The 20,479-nt window shown below is 68.3% G+C and carries 20 protein-coding genes; 8 read left to right on the plus strand and 12 right to left on the minus strand.

Annotation, left to right across the window (positions count from 1 at the left end; all coding sequences use genetic code 11):
• Positions 1–27: 27 nt before the first annotated feature.
• Both G3W89_RS12545 and mutL read right to left on the minus strand, forming a co-directional pair.
• Positions 28–999 (minus strand): alpha/beta hydrolase, encoded by a 972-nt coding sequence (locus G3W89_RS12545; RefSeq protein ID WP_162574392.1) that lies wholly within the window; start codon positions 997–999, stop codon positions 28–30.
• Between the two features lie 157 nt (positions 1,000–1,156).
• Positions 1,157–3,019, minus strand: coding sequence for a DNA mismatch repair endonuclease MutL (gene mutL, locus G3W89_RS12550; protein ID WP_162574393.1), 1,863 nt, complete (start codon positions 3,017–3,019; stop codon positions 1,157–1,159).
• A 69-nt stretch (positions 3,020–3,088) separates the two neighbouring features.
• Between mutL and G3W89_RS12555 the strand changes: the two genes are divergently transcribed.
• The gene (locus tag G3W89_RS12555; RefSeq protein ID WP_162574394.1) at positions 3,089–3,739 is read left to right on the plus strand and encodes a DedA family protein; all 651 of its coding nucleotides are present in this window, start codon (positions 3,089–3,091) and stop codon (positions 3,737–3,739) included.
• A gap of 66 nt (positions 3,740–3,805) precedes the next feature.
• On the opposite strand, the gene G3W89_RS12560 is transcribed toward G3W89_RS12555, so the two are convergent.
• From G3W89_RS12560 to tsaE, 4 genes are all read right to left on the minus strand, one after another.
• Positions 3,806–4,096 carry a glycine zipper domain-containing protein gene (locus G3W89_RS12560; protein ID WP_162574395.1) on the minus strand — a complete coding sequence of 97 codons (291 nt, stop codon included), beginning with the start codon at positions 4,094–4,096 and terminating at the stop codon, positions 3,806–3,808.
• Between the two features lie 166 nt (positions 4,097–4,262).
• Positions 4,263–7,841, minus strand: coding sequence for an indolepyruvate ferredoxin oxidoreductase family protein (locus tag G3W89_RS12565; protein WP_162574396.1), 3,579 nt, complete (start codon positions 7,839–7,841; stop codon positions 4,263–4,265).
• A 124-nt stretch (positions 7,842–7,965) separates the two neighbouring features.
• Positions 7,966–9,468: an N-acetylmuramoyl-L-alanine amidase gene (locus G3W89_RS12570; RefSeq protein ID WP_162574397.1), complete on the minus strand. Its 1,503-nt coding sequence runs from the start codon at positions 9,466–9,468 to the stop codon at positions 7,966–7,968.
• A 71-nt stretch (positions 9,469–9,539) separates the two neighbouring features.
• A complete protein-coding gene (tsaE, locus tag G3W89_RS12575) occupies positions 9,540–10,037 on the minus strand; it encodes a tRNA (adenosine(37)-N6)-threonylcarbamoyltransferase complex ATPase subunit type 1 TsaE (RefSeq protein ID WP_162574398.1) in 498 nt (165 codons plus the stop codon).
• Here tsaE and queG point away from each other — a divergent pair.
• Positions 10,023–11,090 carry a tRNA epoxyqueuosine(34) reductase QueG gene (queG, locus tag G3W89_RS12580; protein WP_162574399.1) on the plus strand — a complete coding sequence of 356 codons (1,068 nt, stop codon included), beginning with the start codon at positions 10,023–10,025 and terminating at the stop codon, positions 11,088–11,090. The genes tsaE and queG overlap by 15 nt on opposite strands.
• A 3-nt stretch (positions 11,091–11,093) precedes the next feature.
• Here the strand turns inward: queG and G3W89_RS12585 are convergent, their stop codons facing one another.
• Positions 11,094–11,516, minus strand: coding sequence for a hypothetical protein (locus G3W89_RS12585; protein WP_162574400.1), 423 nt, complete (start codon positions 11,514–11,516; stop codon positions 11,094–11,096).
• Between the two features lie 18 nt (positions 11,517–11,534).
• Positions 11,535–12,440: an AEC family transporter gene (locus G3W89_RS12590; protein ID WP_162574401.1), complete on the minus strand. Its 906-nt coding sequence runs from the start codon at positions 12,438–12,440 to the stop codon at positions 11,535–11,537.
• Between the two features lie 108 nt (positions 12,441–12,548).
• Between G3W89_RS12590 and G3W89_RS12595 the strand changes: the two genes are divergently transcribed.
• The 4 genes from G3W89_RS12595 to G3W89_RS12610 all read left to right on the plus strand — a co-directional run bounded on the left by G3W89_RS12595 (position 12,549) and on the right by G3W89_RS12610 (position 16,251).
• A complete protein-coding gene (locus tag G3W89_RS12595) occupies positions 12,549–13,523 on the plus strand; it encodes a tripartite tricarboxylate transporter substrate binding protein BugE (protein ID WP_162574402.1) in 975 nt (324 codons plus the stop codon).
• A 64-nt stretch (positions 13,524–13,587) separates the two neighbouring features.
• Positions 13,588–14,502, plus strand: coding sequence for a site-specific tyrosine recombinase XerD (xerD, locus tag G3W89_RS12600; RefSeq protein WP_162574403.1), 915 nt, complete (start codon positions 13,588–13,590; stop codon positions 14,500–14,502).
• Positions 14,477–15,274, plus strand: coding sequence for a DUF72 domain-containing protein (locus tag G3W89_RS12605; RefSeq protein WP_162574404.1), 798 nt, complete (start codon positions 14,477–14,479; stop codon positions 15,272–15,274). Before xerD ends, G3W89_RS12605 begins: the two co-directional genes overlap by 26 nt.
• Entirely contained in the window at positions 15,271–16,251 is a 981-nt protein-coding gene (locus tag G3W89_RS12610; RefSeq protein WP_162574405.1) for a Bug family tripartite tricarboxylate transporter substrate binding protein, read from the plus strand. Before G3W89_RS12605 ends, G3W89_RS12610 begins: the two co-directional genes overlap by 4 nt.
• A 66-nt stretch (positions 16,252–16,317) precedes the next feature.
• Here G3W89_RS12610 and G3W89_RS12615 read toward each other — a convergent pair whose 3' ends face one another.
• Positions 16,318–17,157: a ferritin-like domain-containing protein gene (locus G3W89_RS12615; protein WP_162574406.1), complete on the minus strand. Its 840-nt coding sequence runs from the start codon at positions 17,155–17,157 to the stop codon at positions 16,318–16,320.
• A gap of 36 nt (positions 17,158–17,193) precedes the next feature.
• On the opposite strand from G3W89_RS12615, the gene G3W89_RS12620 reads away from it, so the two are divergent.
• Both G3W89_RS12620 and hslO read left to right on the plus strand, forming a co-directional pair.
• Entirely contained in the window at positions 17,194–17,718 is a 525-nt protein-coding gene (locus tag G3W89_RS12620; RefSeq protein ID WP_162574407.1) for a gamma carbonic anhydrase family protein, read from the plus strand.
• Between the two features lie 21 nt (positions 17,719–17,739).
• On the plus strand, positions 17,740–18,735 hold the full coding sequence (hslO, locus tag G3W89_RS12625) for an Hsp33 family molecular chaperone HslO (RefSeq protein WP_162574408.1): 996 nt from the start codon (positions 17,740–17,742) through the stop codon (positions 18,733–18,735).
• A gap of 7 nt (positions 18,736–18,742) precedes the next feature.
• Here hslO and G3W89_RS12630 read toward each other — a convergent pair whose 3' ends face one another.
• Genes G3W89_RS12630 through ftsB form a run of 3 tightly spaced genes read right to left on the minus strand, consistent with a single transcriptional unit; the run spans position 18,743 to position 20,472 of the window.
• Positions 18,743–19,699, minus strand: coding sequence for a hypothetical protein (locus G3W89_RS12630; RefSeq protein WP_162574409.1), 957 nt, complete (start codon positions 19,697–19,699; stop codon positions 18,743–18,745).
• 23 nt (positions 19,700–19,722) lie between these two features.
• A complete protein-coding gene (locus G3W89_RS12635) occupies positions 19,723–20,187 on the minus strand; it encodes a hypothetical protein (RefSeq protein ID WP_162574410.1) in 465 nt (154 codons plus the stop codon).
• 9 nt (positions 20,188–20,196) lie between these two features.
• Positions 20,197–20,472 carry a cell division protein FtsB gene (gene ftsB / locus G3W89_RS12640; protein ID WP_162574411.1) on the minus strand — a complete coding sequence of 92 codons (276 nt, stop codon included), beginning with the start codon at positions 20,470–20,472 and terminating at the stop codon, positions 20,197–20,199.
• Between the last annotated feature and the right edge of the window lie 7 nt (positions 20,473–20,479).

Genomic DNA, 20,479 nt, shown 5'->3' on the forward strand with positions numbered 1-20,479 from the left:
CCGCATGGCTGCCAGGAACCGCGCGAATCAGCTCTTGTGCGGCAGGGCCGGGGCGACGTCGCGCTGGCCGGTGGGGTCGCTGGGTATCGCCTGGCGTGCTTCAGGCGTCGGGTGCAGCTCGGCCGCCTGTCCGTGGGCGGCCAGCACGGTCGGCGGTTTCATGCGGAACAGCTGGCCGAGTGCGGCGCGGTATTGCGCCTGGCCGATCGAGCCGGTGCTGTGGTGCGAGCCGCCCTCGACCAGCACGAATTGCTTGGGGACGGTGGCGGCTTCGTAGAGCTTGCGCCCGAGCGTCGGGTTGATCAGGCTGTCGGCGCTGCCGTGGACCACCAGCAGCGGGGCACCGATGCTCTTGACCTTGGAGATCGCCTCGAAGCGCTGCGTGATGAACGGGCCGAAAGGCAGCCAGCCCCATTTGAAGCTGCCGACCACGTCGGCGATGGAAGTAAAGGTGCTCTCGACGATGGTGCCGCTCTCGTCGCTCACCTGCGAGGCCAGGTCGATGCCGATCGCGCCGCCGAGCGAGTGGCCGAAGATGTAGCGGTGCTGCTTCGGGTGCCGCGCCGCCAGCCAGATCCAGGCGGCACGCGCGTCCTCGCGGGCCGAGTCCTCGGAGGGCAGGGCCTTGCTGCTCTTGCCGAAGCCGCGGTAGTCGATTGCCAGCACCGAGAAGCCCAGGTCGTGCATGCGTCGCATGCGGGGTGCCGAGGCGGCCACGTTGTACTTCGCGCCGTGCAGGTAGAGCAGCACCGGGGTGTCGACCGATTCCGGCGCGCCGCCGAGCCACAGGCCGTGCAGCCGGGCCGGCTGGCCCGTGACCTTGGAATCGAAGTCGATCCAGACATGCTCCATGCCCTCGCTCATGGCCTCGGAGTTGCCCCAGCTGCGGTCGCTGGGCTGGAAGATCCATTCGCGCTGCTGTTCGTCGAGAGTGGAACAACCCCCGGCCAGCAAGGCGACCAGGGCGGTAGCGGAGGCGAAGAGAGACCAGGACTTCATCGACGGCTGAATGACAGTAGATTGAGAGAAAAGTTCACTCAAGACTGCATGCAACGGCCGTGCCGGGGTTCTCGATGACGCGCGGAAACCCTTGGTCACCAGGCCGACTTGCGACAAATGTGCGGAACTTGGCGCCAGCCGGACTTCGAAAAACGCCTCAGCGGCCGCGCATGAACAGCCCGTCCAGTTCCCGGACCGACAACTGGCGCCAGGTCGGCCGGCCGTGGTTGCACTGGTCCGAGCGCTCCGTGGCCTCCATCTGGCGCAGCAAGGCGTTCATCTCGTCGATCGTCAGCCGGCGGTTGGCGCGCACCGCGCCGTGGCAGGCCATGGTCGAGAGGAGCTCGTTCTGGGCGCGCTGCACGACGGTGCTGGCGTCGTGCTGGCCCAGTTCGGCCAGCACACCGCGCGCCAGTTCGACTGGATCGCCATCGGCCAAGGTGCCGGGCACCGCGCGCACGGCCAGCGTGCGGGGCGAGAAGGGCGTGATCTCGAGGCCCAGCGCGGGCAGCACCGCGGCGCAGGCCTCGGCGGTGGCGACTTCCTGCGGCGTGGCGGCGAAGGTGGCGGGAATCAGCAGTGGCTGGCTGGCGATCGCGGCGCCGTCGAGTTGGGTCTTCAGTCGCTCGTAGACGATGCGCTCGTGGGCGGCATGCATGTCCACGATCACCAGGCCCTGGCTGTTTTCGGCCAGGATGTAAATGCCTTGCAGCTGTGCCAGGGCGCGGCCGAGGGGCCAGGCTTCATCGCCGGGGGCCGCAGCCGGTCTGGCAGAGGGCGCCTGCTCGAACGAGGCGCCGGTTGCGTCCCGGGCTGCCGCGGCGCCGAACGACGGCAGGGGCGCAACGACGGCCTCACGCCGCTCGCCGGGCCACATCGCGGCGGCATCGCCGAGCCCACGCTCGCCAGCGAAATGCATGCCCGGCTGGGTCCATGCCGGGGCGGCGGGCGCGCTGTGCGGCTTGAAGAAGGGCGCGGCCGGCACGGCAACCGCTTCGCCTGCACGCGGCGCCGCCAGTGCGTTCTCGATCGCATGGCGCACCGCCTGGTGCACCTCGCGCCCATCGCGGAAGCGCACCTCGATCTTGGTGGGATGCACGTTGACGTCGACACGTGCCGGATCGATCTCCAGGTACAGCGCATAGACCGGCTGGCGCTGGCCGTGCAGCACGTCTTCATAGGCGCTGCGCACCGCATGGGCCAGCACCTTGTCGCGCACGAAGCGGCCGTTGACGTAGAAGAACTGCTGGTCACCGCGCGAGCGCGCCGCATCGGGAATGCCCGCGCGGCCCGTCACGCGCACCGGCCCGGCGGCGTGCTCGACCGCCACGCTCTGCGCCACGAAATCATCGCCCAGCGCATCGGCCAGGCGCGGGTCGCGCGCCGCGGCGGCGCGCCATTGCTCGACCAGCTTGCCTTCGTGCCAGACCGCGAAGCCTACCTCTGGGCGGGCCAGGGCATGGCGCCGCACAGCCTCGATGCAGTGGGCCAGTTCGGTGGCGTCGGTCTTCAGAAACTTGCGTCGTGCGGGCGTGGCGAAGAAGAGCTCGCGCACCTCGACCGTGGTGCCGGTGGCGCGTGCCACCGGGCGCAGCTCGCCGGTGCGGCCGTCGAGCGCGAAGGCGCCGTCGGCGCCCGCCGCCCGCGAGAGCAGGCTCAACTCGGCGATCGCGTTGATGGCGGCCAGCGCCTCGCCACGAAAGCCCATGGTGCCCACGGTTTCGAGTTCGCCGAGGCTGGCAATCTTGCTGGTCGCGTGGCGGCGCAGTGCCAGCGGCAGTTCGTCGCGCGGCAAACCATGGCCATCGTCCTCGACTGAAATCAGGCGCACGCCACCGGCCGCGAGCCGCACCGTCACCTGGCGCGCGCCGGCGTCGAGGGCGTTGTCGAGCAGCTCGCGCACGACCGAGGCCGGACGCTCGACGACTTCGCCAGCAGCGATCTGGCTGATCAGTTCGTCGGGGAGTTCGCGGATGGGGCGGCGCGCGGCCGAGGGCAGGGCAGAGGGGAGTGCGCTCACACAGGCATTCTAGAAGGGCGCAGGGGCTTCCCGAAGGGCGGGTGAGCTGCACCCGGATAATGCGCGGCCATGGAAATCATCAGCTTCTTGGTCGACTTCATCCTTCATGTCGACAAACACCTGGAGACCTTCGTCATCACCTACGGCCCCTGGGTGTATGCGCTGCTGTTCCTCATCGTGTTCGTCGAAACGGGGCTGGTGGTCATGCCTTTCCTGCCGGGCGACTCGCTGCTCTTCATCGTCGGCGCGCTGTGCGGCACGGGGCTCATGAGCTTCGGCATCGCCGTGCCGGTCCTCATCGCCGCGGCGATCCTCGGCGACCAGTGCAACTACAGCATCGGCCGCTACTTCGGGCCGAAGGTCTTTCAGTGGGAGAGCTCGCGGTTCTTCAATCGCAAGGCCTTCGACCAGGCGCATGCCTTCTACGAGCGCTACGGCGGCATCACGATCGTGCTGGCGCGCTTCATGCCGTTCATCCGCACCTTCGCGCCCTTCGTTGCCGGGGTGGCCGACATGACGCGCGGGAAGTTCAGCCTCTTCAACATCGCTGGCGGGCTGCTGTGGGTGGTGGGCCTGTGCACGGCCGGCTACCTGTTCGGCAACCTGGCCTTCGTGAAGGAGCACCTCGACAAGATCATCTGGGCGCTGATCATCGTTCCCGGCCTGATTGCAATCTTCGGCGCGTGGCGGGCCGGCCGCGCGCCGTCTTCGGCGCGCTGATCGCGCAGCATCCACAAAAAAGGCGTGCCACGGGCACGCCTTTTCGTTCATGCGTCAACGCTCAGTTCAGTAGGTCGGCCCGTTGTAGGGGTAGTAGCCGCCGTTGCGCTGGCCCCGGTAGTAGTTGCGGTCGTAGTTGCGCTCGTCTGCACGACGGCCCACCTGGTTGCCGATGACACCGCCGATGGCGGCCCCGCCCACCGTACTGGCCGTGTTGCCGCCGATGGCGTTGCCGAGCACAGCGCCTCCCACGGCACCGCCGGCCGTGCCCCACTGCTCGTTAGGTCCTGATGCGCAGCCCGCCAGCGCCATGACGGCCGTGGCCGCACCGGCCGTGATCCAGAGACGTGTCTTCATGTTGTCCACCTTTCGATGAGTGATGAAGACATTGTCGAAAGCCGACGCCGGGCCAATGTAGGAGCCTGCCGCACCCCCTTGACCGAGAGTGCGCGGACGAGGTGTGCAACAAGAAGCAACCGCGAAGTCGTCGCGCGGCCCGGCGGGTCGCCTTTTTCGACGCCGATCAGCGCCCCGAGGCGGTCACCGCGATGCCGCGGATCTGCCCCGCGGTTCGCGACGGCGCGGGCCGCGGGAAGGCCTTGGAATCGAATCGATACAGCAGCTCGGCCTCGCGCACCCGCGCGAGCGCGACGTTGGCCTGCTTCACGTGGCCGAAGCCGCGCATCTGCATCGGCAGCAGCGCGATCTCGGTGGCGATCTTCAGGCGCTCGGCGTCGAGCGAAGGCAGCAGCGATTCGATGCGACGACGATACTCATCGATCAATGCACGCTCCATGCGCCGCTCGTCGGTGTGGCCGAAGGGATCGAACGCCGTGCCGCGCAGGCGGCGGCCGTGGGCCAGCAGCTTCAGCACCGGCATCATCCAGCCGCCCAGTCGCAGCTTGCGCGGCGGCCGGCCCTCGCGTGCGCGGCTCAGCCCAGGCGGGGCCATGTAGAACTCGAGCCGGAGCTCGCCCTCGAACTGCTGCTGCAGCGAGCGCTTGAATTCGCCGTCGGTGTAGAGGCGGGCCACCTCGTACTCGTCCTTGTAGGCCATGAGCTTCAACAAGCCCTGCGCCACCGCGCGCGTGAAGGGCAGCGCGGGGTCGGCCTGCAGTGCGGCCTCGCGCTGCCGCACCGCGACCACCATGCCGGCATAGCGCTCCGCATAGGCGGCGTTCTGATAAGCGGCCAGGTGGGCCATGGCGCGTCCGATGAGCGTGTCCAGCGGCTCCAGTTGCGCGGGCTCGGCTGACGTGTCTCGCAGCAGCGAGGCCGCGGCATTCGTGTCGCCCGCGGCCAACCGGCCCAGCGAGAAGGCAAGCTTGTTGTTGTCGACCGCCACGCCGTTGAGCTCGATGGCGTGCAGCAAGGCCTCGAGGGCGACCGGCACCAGGCCGCGCTGCCAGGCATAGCCGAGCGCGAGGATGTTGGAGACGATGGAGTCGCCGAGGAAGGCGTCCGCCAGCGCTTGCGCATCGAGCGTCTCGACGCGCTCGGCGCCGGCGGCGAAGCGCAGCTTGTCGAGCAGCTGCGGCGCCTTCAGGCTGGCGTCGGGGTTGCGCAGGCTCTCGGCTACGGGCGTCTCGTGGGTGTTGGCGAGGATGCGGGTGCGGCCATGGCGCACGGTGGCGAGCGCGTCCGCCGAGGCGCCCACCACGAGGTCGCAAGCCAGCAGCGCATCGGCCTGCTGGGTGTCGATGCGCACCTGGTTCAGGCGCCAGTGCACGTCCGCGATGCGCACGAAGCTGAGCACCGAACCGCCTTTCTGCGCAAAGCCCATGAAGTCGAGCACGCTGGCGCTCTTTCCCTCCAGGTGCGCGGCCATCGCGACCAGCGCACCGACGGTGACGACGCCGGTGCCGCCGACGCCCGTGACGAGCAGGTCGTACGGGCCCGTCCACGCATGCGGTGCGGGACGCGGCAGCGCATTCACGCGCTGCATGAAGGCTTCGGCCCCGTTGGCCAGCGCACCGGTCTTCTTGCGCATGCCGCCACCCAGGACGCCGACGAAGCTGGGGCAGAAGCCCTGCGCGCACGAGTAGTCCTTGTTGCAGCTGCTCTGGTCGATCTTGCGCTTGCGGCCCAGCGGCGTTTCCGTCGGCAGCACGGCCACGCAGTTGCTCTGGACCGAGCAGTCCCCGCAGCCCTCGCAGACCCGGTCGTTGATGTAGAGGCGCCGCGCAGGGTCGACCAGTTCGCCCTTCTTGCGGCGGCGGCGCTTCTCGGCCGCGCAGGTCTGCTCGTAGATAAGCACGGTGACGCCGCGGATCTCGCGCAGTCGCCGCTGGACGGCGTCGAGCTCGGCCCGGTCGTGGAATTCGGTGCCGGCAGGAAAGCGCTGCCGCACGTGCTCGTACTTGCCGATGTCGTCCGAGACCACCACCACCTGCTTCACGCCCTCGGCCTCCACCTGGCGCGCAATGCCGTCCACGCTGATGAAGCCGTCCACCGGTTGGCCACCCGTCATCGCCACCGCGTCGTTGAAGAGGATCTTGTAGGTCAGCGTGGCCCGGGCCGCCACGGCCTGGCGGATCGCCAGGTAGCCCGAGTGGTAGTAGGTGCCGTCGCCGAGATTCTGAAACACGTGCGGCACGCGGGTGAACATCGCGTGCGACACCCAGTCCACGCCTTCGCCGCCCATCTGGATCAGGCCCTCGGTTTCACGGTCCATCCAGCTGGCCATGAAGTGGCAGCCGATGCCGGCCTGTGCGTGCGACCCCTCCGGCACGCGGGTGCTGGTGTTGTGCGGGCAGCCCGCGCAGAAGTACGGCAGGCGCTTGACGCTGTCGCTGGCATTGGACAGAAGCTCGGGCGGCGTGAAGTCGCGCACCAGGTGGCGCCGGTCGAGGTCGGGGAAATGCGTGGCCAGCCAGTCGGCGACGACCTGGATCAGCCGCGAGGGCCGCAGCTCGCCGACGGCGCTGACCAGCGGCCGGCCCTGCGCGTCCTGCTTGCCGACGATCGTCGGGCGCTCTGCGGCGTTGTAGAACATGGCGCGCAGTTGGTCTTCGACCACCGGGCCTTTCTCCTCGATCACCAGCACTTCGTTCAAGCCCTGCATGAAGCAGCGCATGCGGCTCGGCTCGACAGGGTAGGTCAAGCCCAGCTTGTAGATGCGCAGGCCGTGGCGCTCCAGGGCTTCAGTGGTCACGTCGAGCCGGCGCAGCACCTCCATCAAATCGTAGTGCGCCTTGCCGGCAGTCACGATACCCACTGTCGCACTGTCGCTTTCGACGATCAGGCGATCGATGCTGTTGACGCGGGCGAAGGCGCGCACTGCGTCGAGCTTGGCGTGCAGGCGCTCCTCGATCTTCAGCGAGGGCAGGTCGGGCCAGCGGTAGTGCAGGCCATCGGCCGGCGGCGCATAGCCGGTGATGCGGCGCACGGTGTCACCGTCCTGCCAGGTCGCGGCTCGGGCGTTGACGAGATCGAGGTCGACGGTGGAACCGCTTTCGACGATTTCAGACAACGCCGTGAAGCCCACCCAGTTGCCGGAGAAGCGCGACAGCGCCCAGCCGTACAGCCCGTACTCAAGGTACTCGGCAATGCAGCCTGGCGAGACCACCGGCGCATGCCAGGACTGGAAGGCCTGGTCGCTCTGGTGCGGCATCGAGGACGATACGCAGCCATGGTCGTCGCCAGCGACCATCAGCACGCCGCCATGGGCCGATGCACCGTAGGCGTTGCCGTGCTTGAGCGCATCGCCCGCGCGGTCGACGCCCGGCCCCTTGCCGTACCACATCGCGAACACGCCAGCGCAGGTGCGCTCGGGGTCGGCTTCGACGCGCTGCGTGCCGAGCACCGCGGTGGCCCCGAGTTCCTCGTTGATGGCGGGAAGGAAGCGGATGCCGCTCTCGTCGAGCTTCTTGCCGGTCTTCCACAGCGCGAGGTCCACCATGCCCAGCGGCGAGCCGCGGTAACCGCTGATGAAGCCACGCGTGTCCAGGCCGGCTGCCGCATCGCGCTGGCGCTGCATCAGCATCAGCCGCACCAGCGCCTGCGTGCCGGTGATGAAGACGCAGCCGCCGCTGGCCCAGAGGCTGTCGCTCAGGCGGTAGTCGGGGCGGGCGAGTGGCGAGGGGGCGGTGGTGTCGGCCATGGCGTTGGGTGTACCTCGCGAGACTAACGCTGGATGATGACGGAAGATGCAGGAATTCGCCGCAGGCCGCATGTCCGCGCGATGCAGATGCGCGGCGGCGGTGTCGTGCAGCAAGCCAAAAGGTTTACAGCTCGCGGCTGCGCGCCAGCGGCGGGTTCTGCGCGAAGTAGCGGTGAATGCCGCGCATCAGGGCGTCGGCCAGGTCTTCCTGGTAGGCCACGCTGCGCAGCTTGGCCTCTTCCTCGGGGTTGCTGATGAAGGCGGTTTCCACCAGCACGCTGGGAATGTCGGGCGCCTTGAGGACCGCGAAGCCGGCCTGCTCGACCCGCGGCTTGTGCAGCCGGGCGCCGATGCCACGGATCTCACCGAGCATCGCGCCGCCGAGCTTGAGGCTGTCGTTGATCTGCGCGGTGGTGCTCATGTCGAGCATTGCGCGCTGCACCTGGGCCTCGTGGGAGCCGACGTTCACGCCGCCGACCCGGTCGGCCTGGTTCTCCTTGTTGGCGAGCCAGCGCGCGGCGCTGCTGGAAGCGCCGGTCTGGCTCAGCGCGAACACGCTGGCGCCACGCGCATCGGGATTGGTGAAGGCATCGGCATGGATGCTCACGAACAGGTCGGCCTGCACCCGGCGGGCCTTCTGCACGCGCGTGCCGAGGGGAACGAAGAAGTCGGCGTCGCGCGTGAGGAAGGCGCGCATCGGGTTGCCGTTGACGCTGCTGGCGTTGATGCGGTCGCGCAGCCGGTGCGCGACCTGAAGCACGATGTCCTTCTCGCGCGTGCCGTTGGGGCCGATGGCGCCGGGGTCCTCGCCGCCATGGCCGGGATCGAGGGCGACGATGATGATGCGGTCGGTGCGGCTGGCGGTGGCCGTGCTGCCGTTGCCGTTGTTGCCGCGTGCCGTTGCCGGCGCCGTGGGCATCACTGGCGCCGTGCCCACGACCGGCGGCAGCGGCGCGGGCGCGACCAGCCCGGGGGCGGGCGCGCTGCCACCAAGCGGCGTTGCGGGGCGCATCGACTGCTGCGCCATGAGGTCGCCGAGCGGGTCCGTCGCGGGTGGCGCCGCCCGCAGGGGCGCGGGCGTGTCGCCGGGCGCGCCCGCGTTGCGCGGCGCGATGCCGGCGACGGTGCTGTCGCGGCCCTGCGCCTTGGGCGCATCGCGCAGGCGCTCGGCGATCAGCGCTTCCATGGGGTCGATGGCCTGCTGCGGATAGAGGTCCAGCACCAGTCGGTGCTGATAGGCGGCTACCGGCGCGAGCGAGAAGACCTGCGGCGCCACGGTCTGCTTCAGGTCGAACACGATGCGCACCACGCTCGGGGCGAACTGGCCGACGCGCAGGCCATTGATGAAGGGGTCCCCAGGCTTGATCTTGCCGACCAGTTCGCGCAGCGCTGGGTTGAGGTCGATACCCTCGACGTCGACCGCGAGCCGCGGCGGATTCCCCACCACCAGCTGCTGCGAGTGGAGGCGGCCGTCGGATTCGATGGTGACGCGCGTGTAGTCGTTCGCGGGCCAGACACGCACAGCCACGATGGTGGCGCCGCGTGCGATTTCGTGCACGCCGAGCAGCAGGGCGAGGCTGCCGCCTTGCAGGAGCAGCGAGCGTCGGTTCATCCCTTGGCGGCTCATCCCTTCGCGATTCATTGGAGTAGCTTCGCCTTCGGCTGCGGTGCTATTCGCCTTCGGAGCGGACGTGCGCCTCATGCGGCGGCGTCGATCAGGCGGCTGCCGAGCGCAGTATTCGCTTGCAGGGTCACGATGCGGGTGTCGTCAGTCATTGCTTCGATTTTAATAGCAAGGTCGGCAAGTGGAATGCGCCCTGCGGCGTTGTCGGGCCACTCCGCAAGCTTGAGGCCGGGGCCCGCGAAGATGTCGCGGAAGCCCGCGTCGTCCCATTCATGGGGGTCGCTGAAGCGGTAGAAGTCGAAATGGAAGATGGCGAGCCCGCCGGGTGCCTCGTGCGGCTCGACAACCGCGTAGGTCGGGCTCTTGATGCGCGAGCCGATCCCCAGCGCCCGCAACAGGTGGCGAACGAAGGTGGTCTTGCCGGCGCCGAGGTCTCCATGCAGTGCGATGAACGCGTCGCCCAGTGCTTGCGATGACGCGAGCTTGACCGCGAGCGTGTCGCAGTCGTCCTCGCTCAGCCAGCGCTGCACCAGGGTTCGGGTTTCTACAATCGGCAGGTGATCGGCAGCCATCAACTCGTGAGTCAAGTTCGGGCCTGGGCCCGGGAGCTCGGATTCTCCCAAATCGGCGTCGCGGGTGTCGACCTGTCGAGCGCGGAGGAAGGACTCGCGCAATGGCTGGCGCAGGGCTTCCACGGCGAGATGCACTACATGGCCGCGCACGGCACGCGCCGAGCCCGCCCGGCCGAGCTGGTGCCGGGCACGGTGTCGGTGATCACCGCGCGCATGGACTATTTGCCGCGCAGCACGTCCGACGATTGGCAGGCCGTCGAATTCGACCGGCTGCGGCGTCCGGGCGAGGCCATCGTCTCCGCCTACGCCCGCGGCCGCGACTACCACAAGGTGATGCGCGGGCGGCTGCAGAAGCTCGCCGGTCGCATCGGCGAGGAGGTCGGGCGTTTCGGCCATCGCGTGTTCACCGACTCGGCGCCTGTGCTCGAAGCCGAGCTCGCCTCGCGCAGCGGCCAGGGCTGGCGCGGCAAGCACACGCTGGTGCTCGATCGCGATGCGGGGTCGATGTTCTTCCTCGGCGAGATCTACGTCGACATGGCCCTGCCGGCCAGCGCGCCGGTCAGCGCGCATTGCGGCAGCTGCAGCGCCTGCATCGAGGTGTGCCCCACGCGTGCCATCGTGGCGCCCTACCGGCTCGACGCGCGGCGCTGCATCTCCTACCTGACCATCGAGCATGCCGGGCCGATCCCGCTCGAGCTGCGGCCGCTGATCGGCAACCGCATCTACGGCTGCGACGACTGTCAGCTGATCTGCCCCTGGAACAAGTTCGCGAAGAAGAGCGCCTTGCCGGATTTCGATGCACGCGACGGGCTGAGTAGACGCCAGCTCGGCGAGCTGTTCGCGTGGCGCGAGGAAGATTTCCTGCGCTTCACCGAGGGCAGCGCGATCCGCCGCATCGGCCATGAGCGCTGGCTGCGCAACATCGCTGTGGCGCTGGGCAATGCGCTGCGCGCTGGCCGGCAGGAGGCGCGCGTTGCCCTCGAGACGCGGCGCGACGATCCCAGCGCGCTGGTGCGCGAGCATGTCGAATGGGCCCTTGCCCAGGGGGAGTGAGGCTCAGCGCTGCAGGATGGCCGACACCTGGGCGGTGTCGGCATCGAGCGATCTTGTCGAGCTCAGCCGCAGCGAGGCGTACTTGAGGATCGGGTTGTTGATCAGCTTGCCGGCGAAGTGGCCGTTGAAGCGGATGTCCTTGCAGCCGCTGATGTCGAGCTCGAGCGCGGCGTTGGCCGGCGAGACGAAGTCGGTGCTGGAGCCGCTCAGGATGCAGTCGGCGTCGGGCAACTGGCCGCGCACGCTGCCATCGGCGGCGATCTGCAGGCTGCCGTCGTAGACCGCCGGGGAGCCCTGCGCGCCCGTGTCCTGCTGCGTCACGTACAAGAGGAACGGTCCTTGCCATCCTCCGTGATAGTGCGTGTATTCCTGCGACTGCGCCAACGTCGCGAGCGATGCGGCGGCGAGAACCAGCAGGGTGCGCATCGGCGAGATGGTAGCGAGCTAGCGACTCAACGACAGGGCGAAGGGAAGGCTGGCAACGCCCAGGAGGGTGGAGAGCGTCACCAACCCCGCGACGTAGGCACCGTTGTAGCCCATCCTGGCCGCCAGCACATAGGCGCTGGAAGCGGTGGGCACGGCGGAGAAGATCATCAGCACCGCGGCCTGGGCTCCATCGAGCCGCAGGGCCAGCGCGAGCCCCCAGGCGATCAGCGGCAGCACCAGGTGCCGGATCGCCAGCACCGAGATGGCCAGCGCCTTGCCGCGCGCCAGCGTGGCGAACTGCATGCCCGCGCCCGCAGCCATCAGGCCCAGCGCCAGGGACGCGGCCCCGATGCGCGTGAGCGTGGGCTCCAGCCAGCCCGGCACGCTGAAGCCCAGGAGATTGGCCGTCAATCCGCTCAGCGTCGCGATGATCAGCGGATTGCGCAGCAGCTGCCGCGCGAAGCCGCTCTGCGCATGCCGCGCCATGGGCCAGACCGCGGCGATGTTGAAGAGCGGCACGCACACGCCGATCAGCACCGCGATCATCAGCAGGCCGGCGGGCCCCGCCATGCGGTCGGCCATTGCGAGGCAGATGAAGGAATTGAAGCGGAAGGCGATCTGCGCGCTCGCGGCGTGGTCGCTGCGATCGATGTGCGTGCGCAGCCACGGCAGGAAGGGCAGGGCGTAAGCCAGCGCGATGCCGGAGAGGCCCATGCCCACGCCCGCGGTCAGCAGATGCGACGTGGCAGAGAGGTCGAACGGGCTGCGCACGATCGAGTGGAACAGCAGCACGGGGAACAGAAAGTAGTAGACCAGGCTCTCGACCTGGTCCCACACGCGACGGTCCAGCGGCGTGTAGCGGCACAAGAGCCAGCCGCAGGCAATCAGGGAGAAATCGGGGAAGAGTAGCTGTGCATAGTTCACCGTCCGAGGATAAGCGGTGCCTTCCCATGGGTTATCCAGCAACTGGCAGGGTGGCTCGAGCCGTTAGGATTCCCGTTTTCGATTCTTCGATTTCCAGGAACCTCCAACATGCAACGTCGTCAATGGAACGCACTCGCCGGCGCCGCCGCGCTGGCGCTGGTCGCCGCCCCGGTCTGGGCTCAGAGCTATCCGAACAAGCCCATCGAGCTGCAGGTGCCCTTCGCACCCGGCGGCACCACCGACATCGTGGCCCGCGTGATCGCCGAGCCGCTGGGCAAGCAGCTGGGCCAGAGTGTGGTGGTGACCAACAAGGCGGGCGGGGGCGGCATCGTGGGCGCGGCCGAGACGGCGCGCGTCGCGCCGGACGGCTACAAGCTCGGCGTGGCGACGGTGTCGAGCACCGCGGCCAACCCGGCCATCAACCCGAAGGTGCCCTACGACCCCATCAATGACTTCACGCCCATCATCAACATCGCGGCCACGCCCAACCTGATCGCGGTGCACCCGAGCTTCCCGGCGAAGAACTACGCCGAGTTCGTGGCCGAGATCAAGAAGAATCCCGGCAAGTACTCCTACGCGTCATCGGGGACCGGCGGGATCGGCCATCTTCTGATGGAGCTCTACAAGAGCTTGAGCAACACCTTCGTGACCCACATCCCTTACCGGGGCGCTGGCCCGGCGCTCAACGATGTGGTGGGCGGCCAGGTGCCGATCATTTTCGACAACATTCCTTCGGCGCTTCCCTTCATCAAGAACAAGCAGCTGGTGCCGATCGTCGTCTCGGCGCCGCAGCGCCTGAAGGAACTGCCCAACGTGCCGACTTTCAAGGAAGTGGGCCTTGAGCCCGTCAACCGCATGGCCTACTACGGCATTCTCGGGCCCAAGGGCCTGCCGAAGGAAGTGGTCGACAAGATCAATGCGGGCGTGAAGAAGGCGGTCGAGGACCCGGCCGTGCGCAAGCGCATCGAGGACACCGGCTCGCTGGTCGTCGCCAACTCGCCGGAGCAGTTCGCCGAGCAGATCAAGGCCGAGTTCGCGGTCTACAAGCAGGTGGTGGTCAAGCAAAAACTTACGCTCGACTAAGCGGCGCTTTCCGATCCGAGGCCGCCCATGACGGGCGGCTTTTGTTTTTGCTATCTTGCCTGCCATGACCGCGGCCCTCGACACGCTCACCGCCACGCCCGAGATCGACGATTTCATCGACGCGCTCTGGCTCGAGGACGGGTTGTCGAAGAACACGCTCGCGGCCTACCGGCGCGATCTCGCGCTGTTCGCGCAATGGCTCCGTGTGCAATGCGGCCGGGCCCTGGACGCCGCGCGCGAAAGCGATCTGCAGGCCTACATGGGCGCGCGGCTCACGGCGCGCGGCAAGGCAACCTCGGCCAACCGGCGGCTCACGGTGTTCAAGCGGTATTTCCGCTGGGCCGTGCGCGAGCGGCGCATCGGTGCCGATCCGAGCCTCAGGCTGATGCCTGCCCGGCAGTCGCCGCGCGCGATCAAGACGCTGTCGGAGAAGCAGGTGGACGACCTGCTCTCCGCGCCCGATGTCGACACGCCGCTGGGCCTGCGCGACCGCGCGATGCTCGAGCTCATGTACGCGAGCGGGCTGCGCGTGAGCGAGCTGGTGGCGCTCAGGGTCTTCGAGCTGAGCCTCAACGACGGCGTGCTGCGCGTGCTGGGCAAGGGCAGCAAGGAGCGGCTGGTCCCCTTCGGCGGCGAGGCGCGGCGCTGGATCGAGCGCTACATGCACGAGTCCCGGCCGTCCATCCTCGACGGCCAGCAGACGCCCGACCTGTTCGTCACCGCGCGCGGTGCGGGGATGACGCGGGTGATGTTCTGGATCATCGTCAAGAAGCACGCGCAGGCGGCCGGCATCGATGTGCCGCTGTCGCCCCACACGCTGCGCCACGCCTTCGCCACGCACCTGCTCAATCACGGGGCCGACCTGCGGGCGGTGCAGCTGTTGCTGGGCCATGCGGATATTTCGACCACCACCATCTACACGCATGTGGCGCGCGAGCGCCTCAAGCAGTTGCATGCGAAGCACCATCCCCGTGGATGAAGGCGTGCCCGCCGTGCTGCATGTGGGCTGCGCCGGCTGGAGCCTGCCGCGCGCGCAGTGGCCGCACTTTCCCGCCGCGGGCTCGCACCTGGAGCGCTATGCGGCGCGCCTCGACATCGCCGAGATCAACTCTTCCTTCTACCGGCCTCACCGGCCCGAGATTTACGCGCGCTGGGCCGCGGGCACGCCAGCACATTTCCGCTTCTCAGCCAAGCTGCCGAAGAGCATCACGCACGAGAAGCGGCTGGTAGGCGCCGTGCCTGAGTTGGAAGCCTTTCTCATGCAGGTGGTGGGCCTCGGGGACAAGCTGGGCTGCCTGGTCGTGCAACTGCCGCCCAGCTTGGACTTTGACGAGCCCTTGATCTCGGATTTCCTCGGTGCGCTGCGTCGGCGACACCAGGGCCCTGTCGCGCTGGAGCCCCGGCATCCGAGCTGGTTCGTGCCGCAGGCCGAGGCACTTCTCGCGCGCTTCCGCACCGCGCGGGTGCTCGCTGATCCGGTGATACACGATGATGCGGCAGCGCCGGGCGGTTGGCCGGGGCTGGTCTATCTGCGGCTCCACGGTTCGCCGCGGCGCTATTGGTCTTGGTACTCCGATGCAGTGCTGCAGCAGCTTGCCAAGCGCCTGCGCCAGGCGCGTGGGGAGGGCGCGCAGTGCTGGTGCGTGTTCGACAACACGGCCAGCGGCGCGGCTGTTGCCAATGCCCTGACGCTCGCGGTGATGATCGATGCCGCGCCAGAATGGCGGGCTCGCAAGGAAGCACATCGATGAACTGGAAATCCCGCTTTGCTGCCCACGCGGTGGCGTTGACCCTGGCGTGCTGCGCTTTCGTCCCCGTTGCGCACGCGCAGGCCGTACCGAAGACCATCCGCCTCATCGTGGCCTACCCGACCGGCGGCGTCAGCGACGTGGTCGCGCGCGCGCTGGCGGACAAGCTGGCCGCCCAATTGGGCAGCACGGTGGTGGTCGAGAACAAGGGCGGTGCCAGCGGCACCATCGGCATGGACGCGGTCGCCAAGGCCGCGCCCGACGGCGCCACGCTGGGGTTTGCGGCCATCAGCCCGCTGGTGCTGAATCCGCACCTCGGCAGGTCGCCCTTCGACCCCTTGAAGGACATCGCGCCGGTGGCCAGCGTCATGTACTCGCCGGTGCTGCTGCTGGCCACCGAGGCCACGGGCACGCGCGATTTCCGCACGCTGATGGAGGATGCCCGCGCCCGGCCGGGCGCGGTGCGCTGGGCCACCTCGGGCCAGGGCTCGCTGGGCCACATCGTGCTGGAGCAACTGCGCCGCGCGGCGCGGGTGGACATCACCCATGTGCCCTACAGGGGCGGCGCGCAGCAGATGAACGATGCCCTGGGCGGCCAGTTCGAGATCCTGTCGATCAACGCCGGCCCGACGGTGGCGCCGCACATCCGCTCAGGCAAGCTGCGTGCGCTCGCGGTGGGCGCGCCGGATCGCCTGCAGAGCCTGCCGAAGGTGCCGACGCTCGCCGAACTGGGCTTTCCGTCGGCCAACATGAGCTCCGTGTTCGGTGTGTTCGCCCCCGGCAATACGCCCGCCATCCTGGTCGCGAAGTACAACGCCGAGATCAACAAGGCGCTGGCCAGCCCCGACCTGCGTGCGCGGCTGCTGGCGACCGACAACGTGCCGACCGGCGGCGGGGTGGAGGCCTTTGCCGACGAGATCGAGGCCGAGTACGAGAGCAATGCGCGCGTCGTGAGGGCAGCGGGCATCAAGGCCGATTGATCATCGACCGGGATCGCTACTCTGCTCGATCGGGCCGGTATCGGCTCACCACGAAGCTGGTGGTCTCTAGACGTCCAGCCGCGAGGTAAACGTGGTGGAGCCCTCTGACGCGAGCGCCTCCAGTTCTTCCGGGGTGAAGCCTGCATGCGCCCGGGCTTCGAGATTGAACGGCGCGCGCAGGCGCGGCGCCTCATGGAGGCGGTAGAGCACGCGGTAATGGGCGACTGGGTCCAGGCCCTCGCGTCCGCACAACCAGCGGTACCAGCGGTTGCCGATGGCGACGTGGCCGATCTCGTCGCGCAGGATGACATCCAGGATCTCGCAGGCCTTGATCGCGTCCGGCGTGTTGACGCGCCGCAGCTTGGCCTGGATCAACGGGGTGGCGTCGAGTCCGCGTGCCTCCAGCGTGCGCGGCACCAGCGCCATGCGCGCCAGCACGTCGTGCCGGGTCTTCTCGCACATGGCCCACAGGCCGTCGTGGCCGGTGAAGTCGCCGTAGCGCCAGCCCATGCCGCGCAGATGCTCGTGCAGCAGCGCGAAGTGCAGGGCCTCTTCGTCGGCCACGCGCAGCCAGTCGCGGTAGTAGTCCTCGGGCATGTCGTCGAAGCGCCATGCTGCGTCGAGGGCGAGGTTGATGGCATTGAATTCGATGTGGCAGATCGAATGGATCAGCGCTGCCCGGCCCTCGAGCGTGAAGGGGGACCGCTTCTCCACCGCCGTGGCCGCCACGCGCAACGGCCGTTCCGGGCGGCCGGGCACGCCGGCTTCATCGCCATCGGTGCGCACAGGCGCGGCGGGCGCCGGGTGCGCCCGCATCCGCGCCGCGGCGGCATGGGTCGCTGCCACCTTCTGTTCGGGGTCGGTGAGGCGCAGCGCGGCCAGGGCGTCGAGGCGAGGGTGCTGCATCCCTACAATTCTAGTTTTGCACTCTGGAGACTTGCGATGGCCCTCTACGAACTCGACGGCGTGGCGCCGCAACTGGGGCAGGGCGCCTATGTCGCCGACAGTGCGCAGGCCATTGGCCGTGTCGTCATGGGCGACAACGCCAGCCTCTGGTTCGGCGTGGTGGCGCGCGGCGACAGCGACACCCTGACCATCGGCCGCAACAGCAACATCCAGGACCTCTCGATGCTCCATGCCGACGCCGGCGTGCCGCTGACCATCGGCGACAACGTGACCGTGGGCCACCACGTCGTGCTGCACGGCTGCACCGTGGGCGACAACTCGCTGATCGGCATCGGCGCGGTGGTCTTGAATAACGCGAAGATCGGCCGCAATTGCATCGTCGGCGCCGGCAGCGTCGTCACCGAGGGCAAGGAGTTCCCCGACAACTCGCTCATCATCGGCGCGCCGGCCAAGGTGGTGCGCACGCTCGACGAGGCTGCCGCCGAGCGGCTTCGCAAGAATGCCGATCACTATGTGGAAAACGCCCGCCGCTTCGCGAAGGGCCTGAAAAAGATCGGCTGAAAGCTGATCGGAGAGACTGCCTTGAGCGAGTTGCACAAGTTCCTGTTCGACGGTCTGCCCGTGCGCGGCATGATCGTGCGCCTGACCGACGCCTGGCAGGAAATCCTGTCGCGGCGCGCCTCGAACACGTCCACAGGCGCCTATCCCGTCCCCGTGACCGAACTGCTCGGCGAAATGACCGCTGCGGCCACGCTGATGCAGGCCAACATCAAGTTCAACGGCGCGCTGATCCTGCAGATTTTCGGCGACGGGCCCCTCAAGGTCGTGGTGGCGGAGGTCAAGCCCGATCTCAGCCTGCGTGCGACCGCCAAGGTGCTGGGCGAGCTCGATGTCGATGCGCATCTTTCCGACATGGTGAATGCGACCGGCAAGGGCCGCTGCGCGATCACGCTCGATCCCAAGGACAAGCTCCCGGGCCAGCAGCCCTATCAGGGCGTGGTGCCGCTGGTCGATGCGGAAGGCCGCAAGCTCGAGCGCCTCAGCGATGTGCTGCAGCACTACATGCTGCAAAGTGAGCAACTCGACACCACGCTGGTGCTCGCCGCTGACGACAAGGTGGCGGCCGGGCTGTTGATCCAGCGCCTTCCCATCAAGGGCGAGGCCAATCTCGAGGGCACGCGGGGTGCTGGCGATCCGATCAGCGTGGACCAGATCGGCCACAACGAGGACTACAACCGCATCGCGATCCTGGCCGCGAGCCTGACGAAAGGGGAACTCCTCACGCTGGACGTCGAGACCATCCTGCGCCGCCTGTTCTGGGAAGAGAAGCTGCTGCGCTTCGAGCCGCAGACCGGCATGCTGGGCCCGCACTTCGCCTGCACCTGCGGGCGCGAGCGCGTGGCGCAGATGATCCGCGGCCTCGGTCAGGAGGAGGCCGAGTCCATCCTCGTGGAGCGCGGCGACATCGAGGTGGGGTGCGATTTCTGCGGCAAGCAGTACCGCTTCGACGCGGTCGATACGGCCCAGATCTTCACTGCGCCGGGCGACCAGTTGCCGGCGAGCCCGGTGATGCAGTAAGGCGCCTTCAGCGCGCGCCGGTCTCGAAGCGGCCGAAGCGGATGTCCGGTGCGCTGGTGTTGTGGCGTGAAGGGATGCTGCGGCCAAAGCGCACGTCGGCCGCCTGCAGCGTCCCGACCTCGGGCAGCGGGTTGCGCTGCTCGGTGCCGTCCGGCGTGGCGCGCCACGCCACCTCGCTCATGTCGGCGTTGTCCGGCGCCACGTACATCGAGCGCAGCACCGCGAAGCGCGGACCCTGCCTGCGGCCCGGCTTCATGCTCACGTCGAGCGTGGTGCGCGCCTCGCTGATCTCGCGCACATCGACCCTCGCCTCGCCACCATTCGCGAACCGGAGCTTGAAGGCGAGCGGCTTGCTGTCGATCGCGATGGATGCGATGCGGGCCATGGGCCGGCGCGCCTGCTCGACCGGGCCCATCACGAAGGAGGAGCCGTACACACCGTCACCGAAGCGGGCAGGTGGCAGCGGCTTGATGCGCCAGTACCCGTCGGACGGGTACATCACCAGCGCCTCCAGCGGCTTGGTGCCGGTCTTGGCGAACACCTGGATCATGTGGAAGCCGCGATCGGGGCGGCCGTCCACGCGAACCGGCACGCTTTCGGGCCGCCAGAAAGAGGGGAGTGTGATGCCTACGATTTGCCACCGAGGACCGTCGTGCAGCACCGCGCGCCGCTCCTTGAAGGTGTAGCGCGGATCGGTCGGGTGCGCAGTCCCGTCGAAGTTGCAGCCCGAGAAGTCGGGCGCCGTGCGGTCCTGCTCGATGGTGGCCAGATAGGTGGGCGGGAGCGCCTCCACGCGAAAGCGGCGAATGCCGGCGCCGTCGAGGTTGAGGGACACGTTGTCCTCCTCGGCGCAGGCGGTCGCGTGGGTGTCGTTGCTGATGGTGGCTTGCGCCGGCGCTGCCGAGACCGCTGCCGAAGACAACAGGGCCGATAGCAGGGCGGCCGCACAAAGTTTGAAATGCATTTCTTCCCTTCTTTCGGGGCGAGCTAGGCCGAGCGCCTGGCAATCAGGTCGCTGAACAGCCTGTGTTCGCACGCAGGATCGGAGCACTTCTCGCATGCCCAGGACCACGCGGCGGTGCCTTCGGGTGTGGTGGGGCCGCGGTCATCGGCGTCTGCTGCGGCATTGATCGCGTTCCAGGCGTTGGCCAGTTGCTCCTCGCCTTCGCCGTGCACCACCGCAAAGCTCAGCTTCGCGAGCACCAGCGCACTGCGAAGCATGTCTTCCATCGGTGTCGGCGAGGCGGCTGCGATGAACAGGATGAGGGCACCACGGTGTGCCTCGAGCGTGCCTGGCTCGATCGAGCGCCCGGGCAAAAGCTCGACCACGAGCGAGGCCTCCATGCCGCGCAGCGCAAGCCGTTGCGCGAGGGACTCGGCGAGCTTGGTCTTGCCGCTGTCATCGGTGCCGACCAGGGCGATCACGCAGCCGGGCGGCAGGGCAGGGGTCATGAAGAACCTTCAGCGCGTGATCTGCACGAACACTTCGTTGGGCTTGACCATGCCGAGCTCCTGGCGAGCGCGCTCCTCGACCATCTCCAGCCCTTCCTTCAGGTCGTTGACCTCGGAGTTGAGCCGTTCGTTGGCGAGCGCGGCCTTTGCATTCTGGTCCTTCTGCTCGGCCAGTTGATCCTTCAGCTGCGCCACGTCGCGCACGCTGCCGCGCCCGGTCCAGAGCTGCCACTGAAGAATCAGCAGCAGCAGGACCAGGATGACCGGAACGATGCGCGAACGCATGGGGCCC

The sequence above is a fragment of the Variovorax sp. PBL-H6 genome (genome assembly GCF_901827155.1).
In the GTDB taxonomy this organism is placed as follows: Bacteria; Pseudomonadota; Gammaproteobacteria; order Burkholderiales; family Burkholderiaceae_C; genus Variovorax.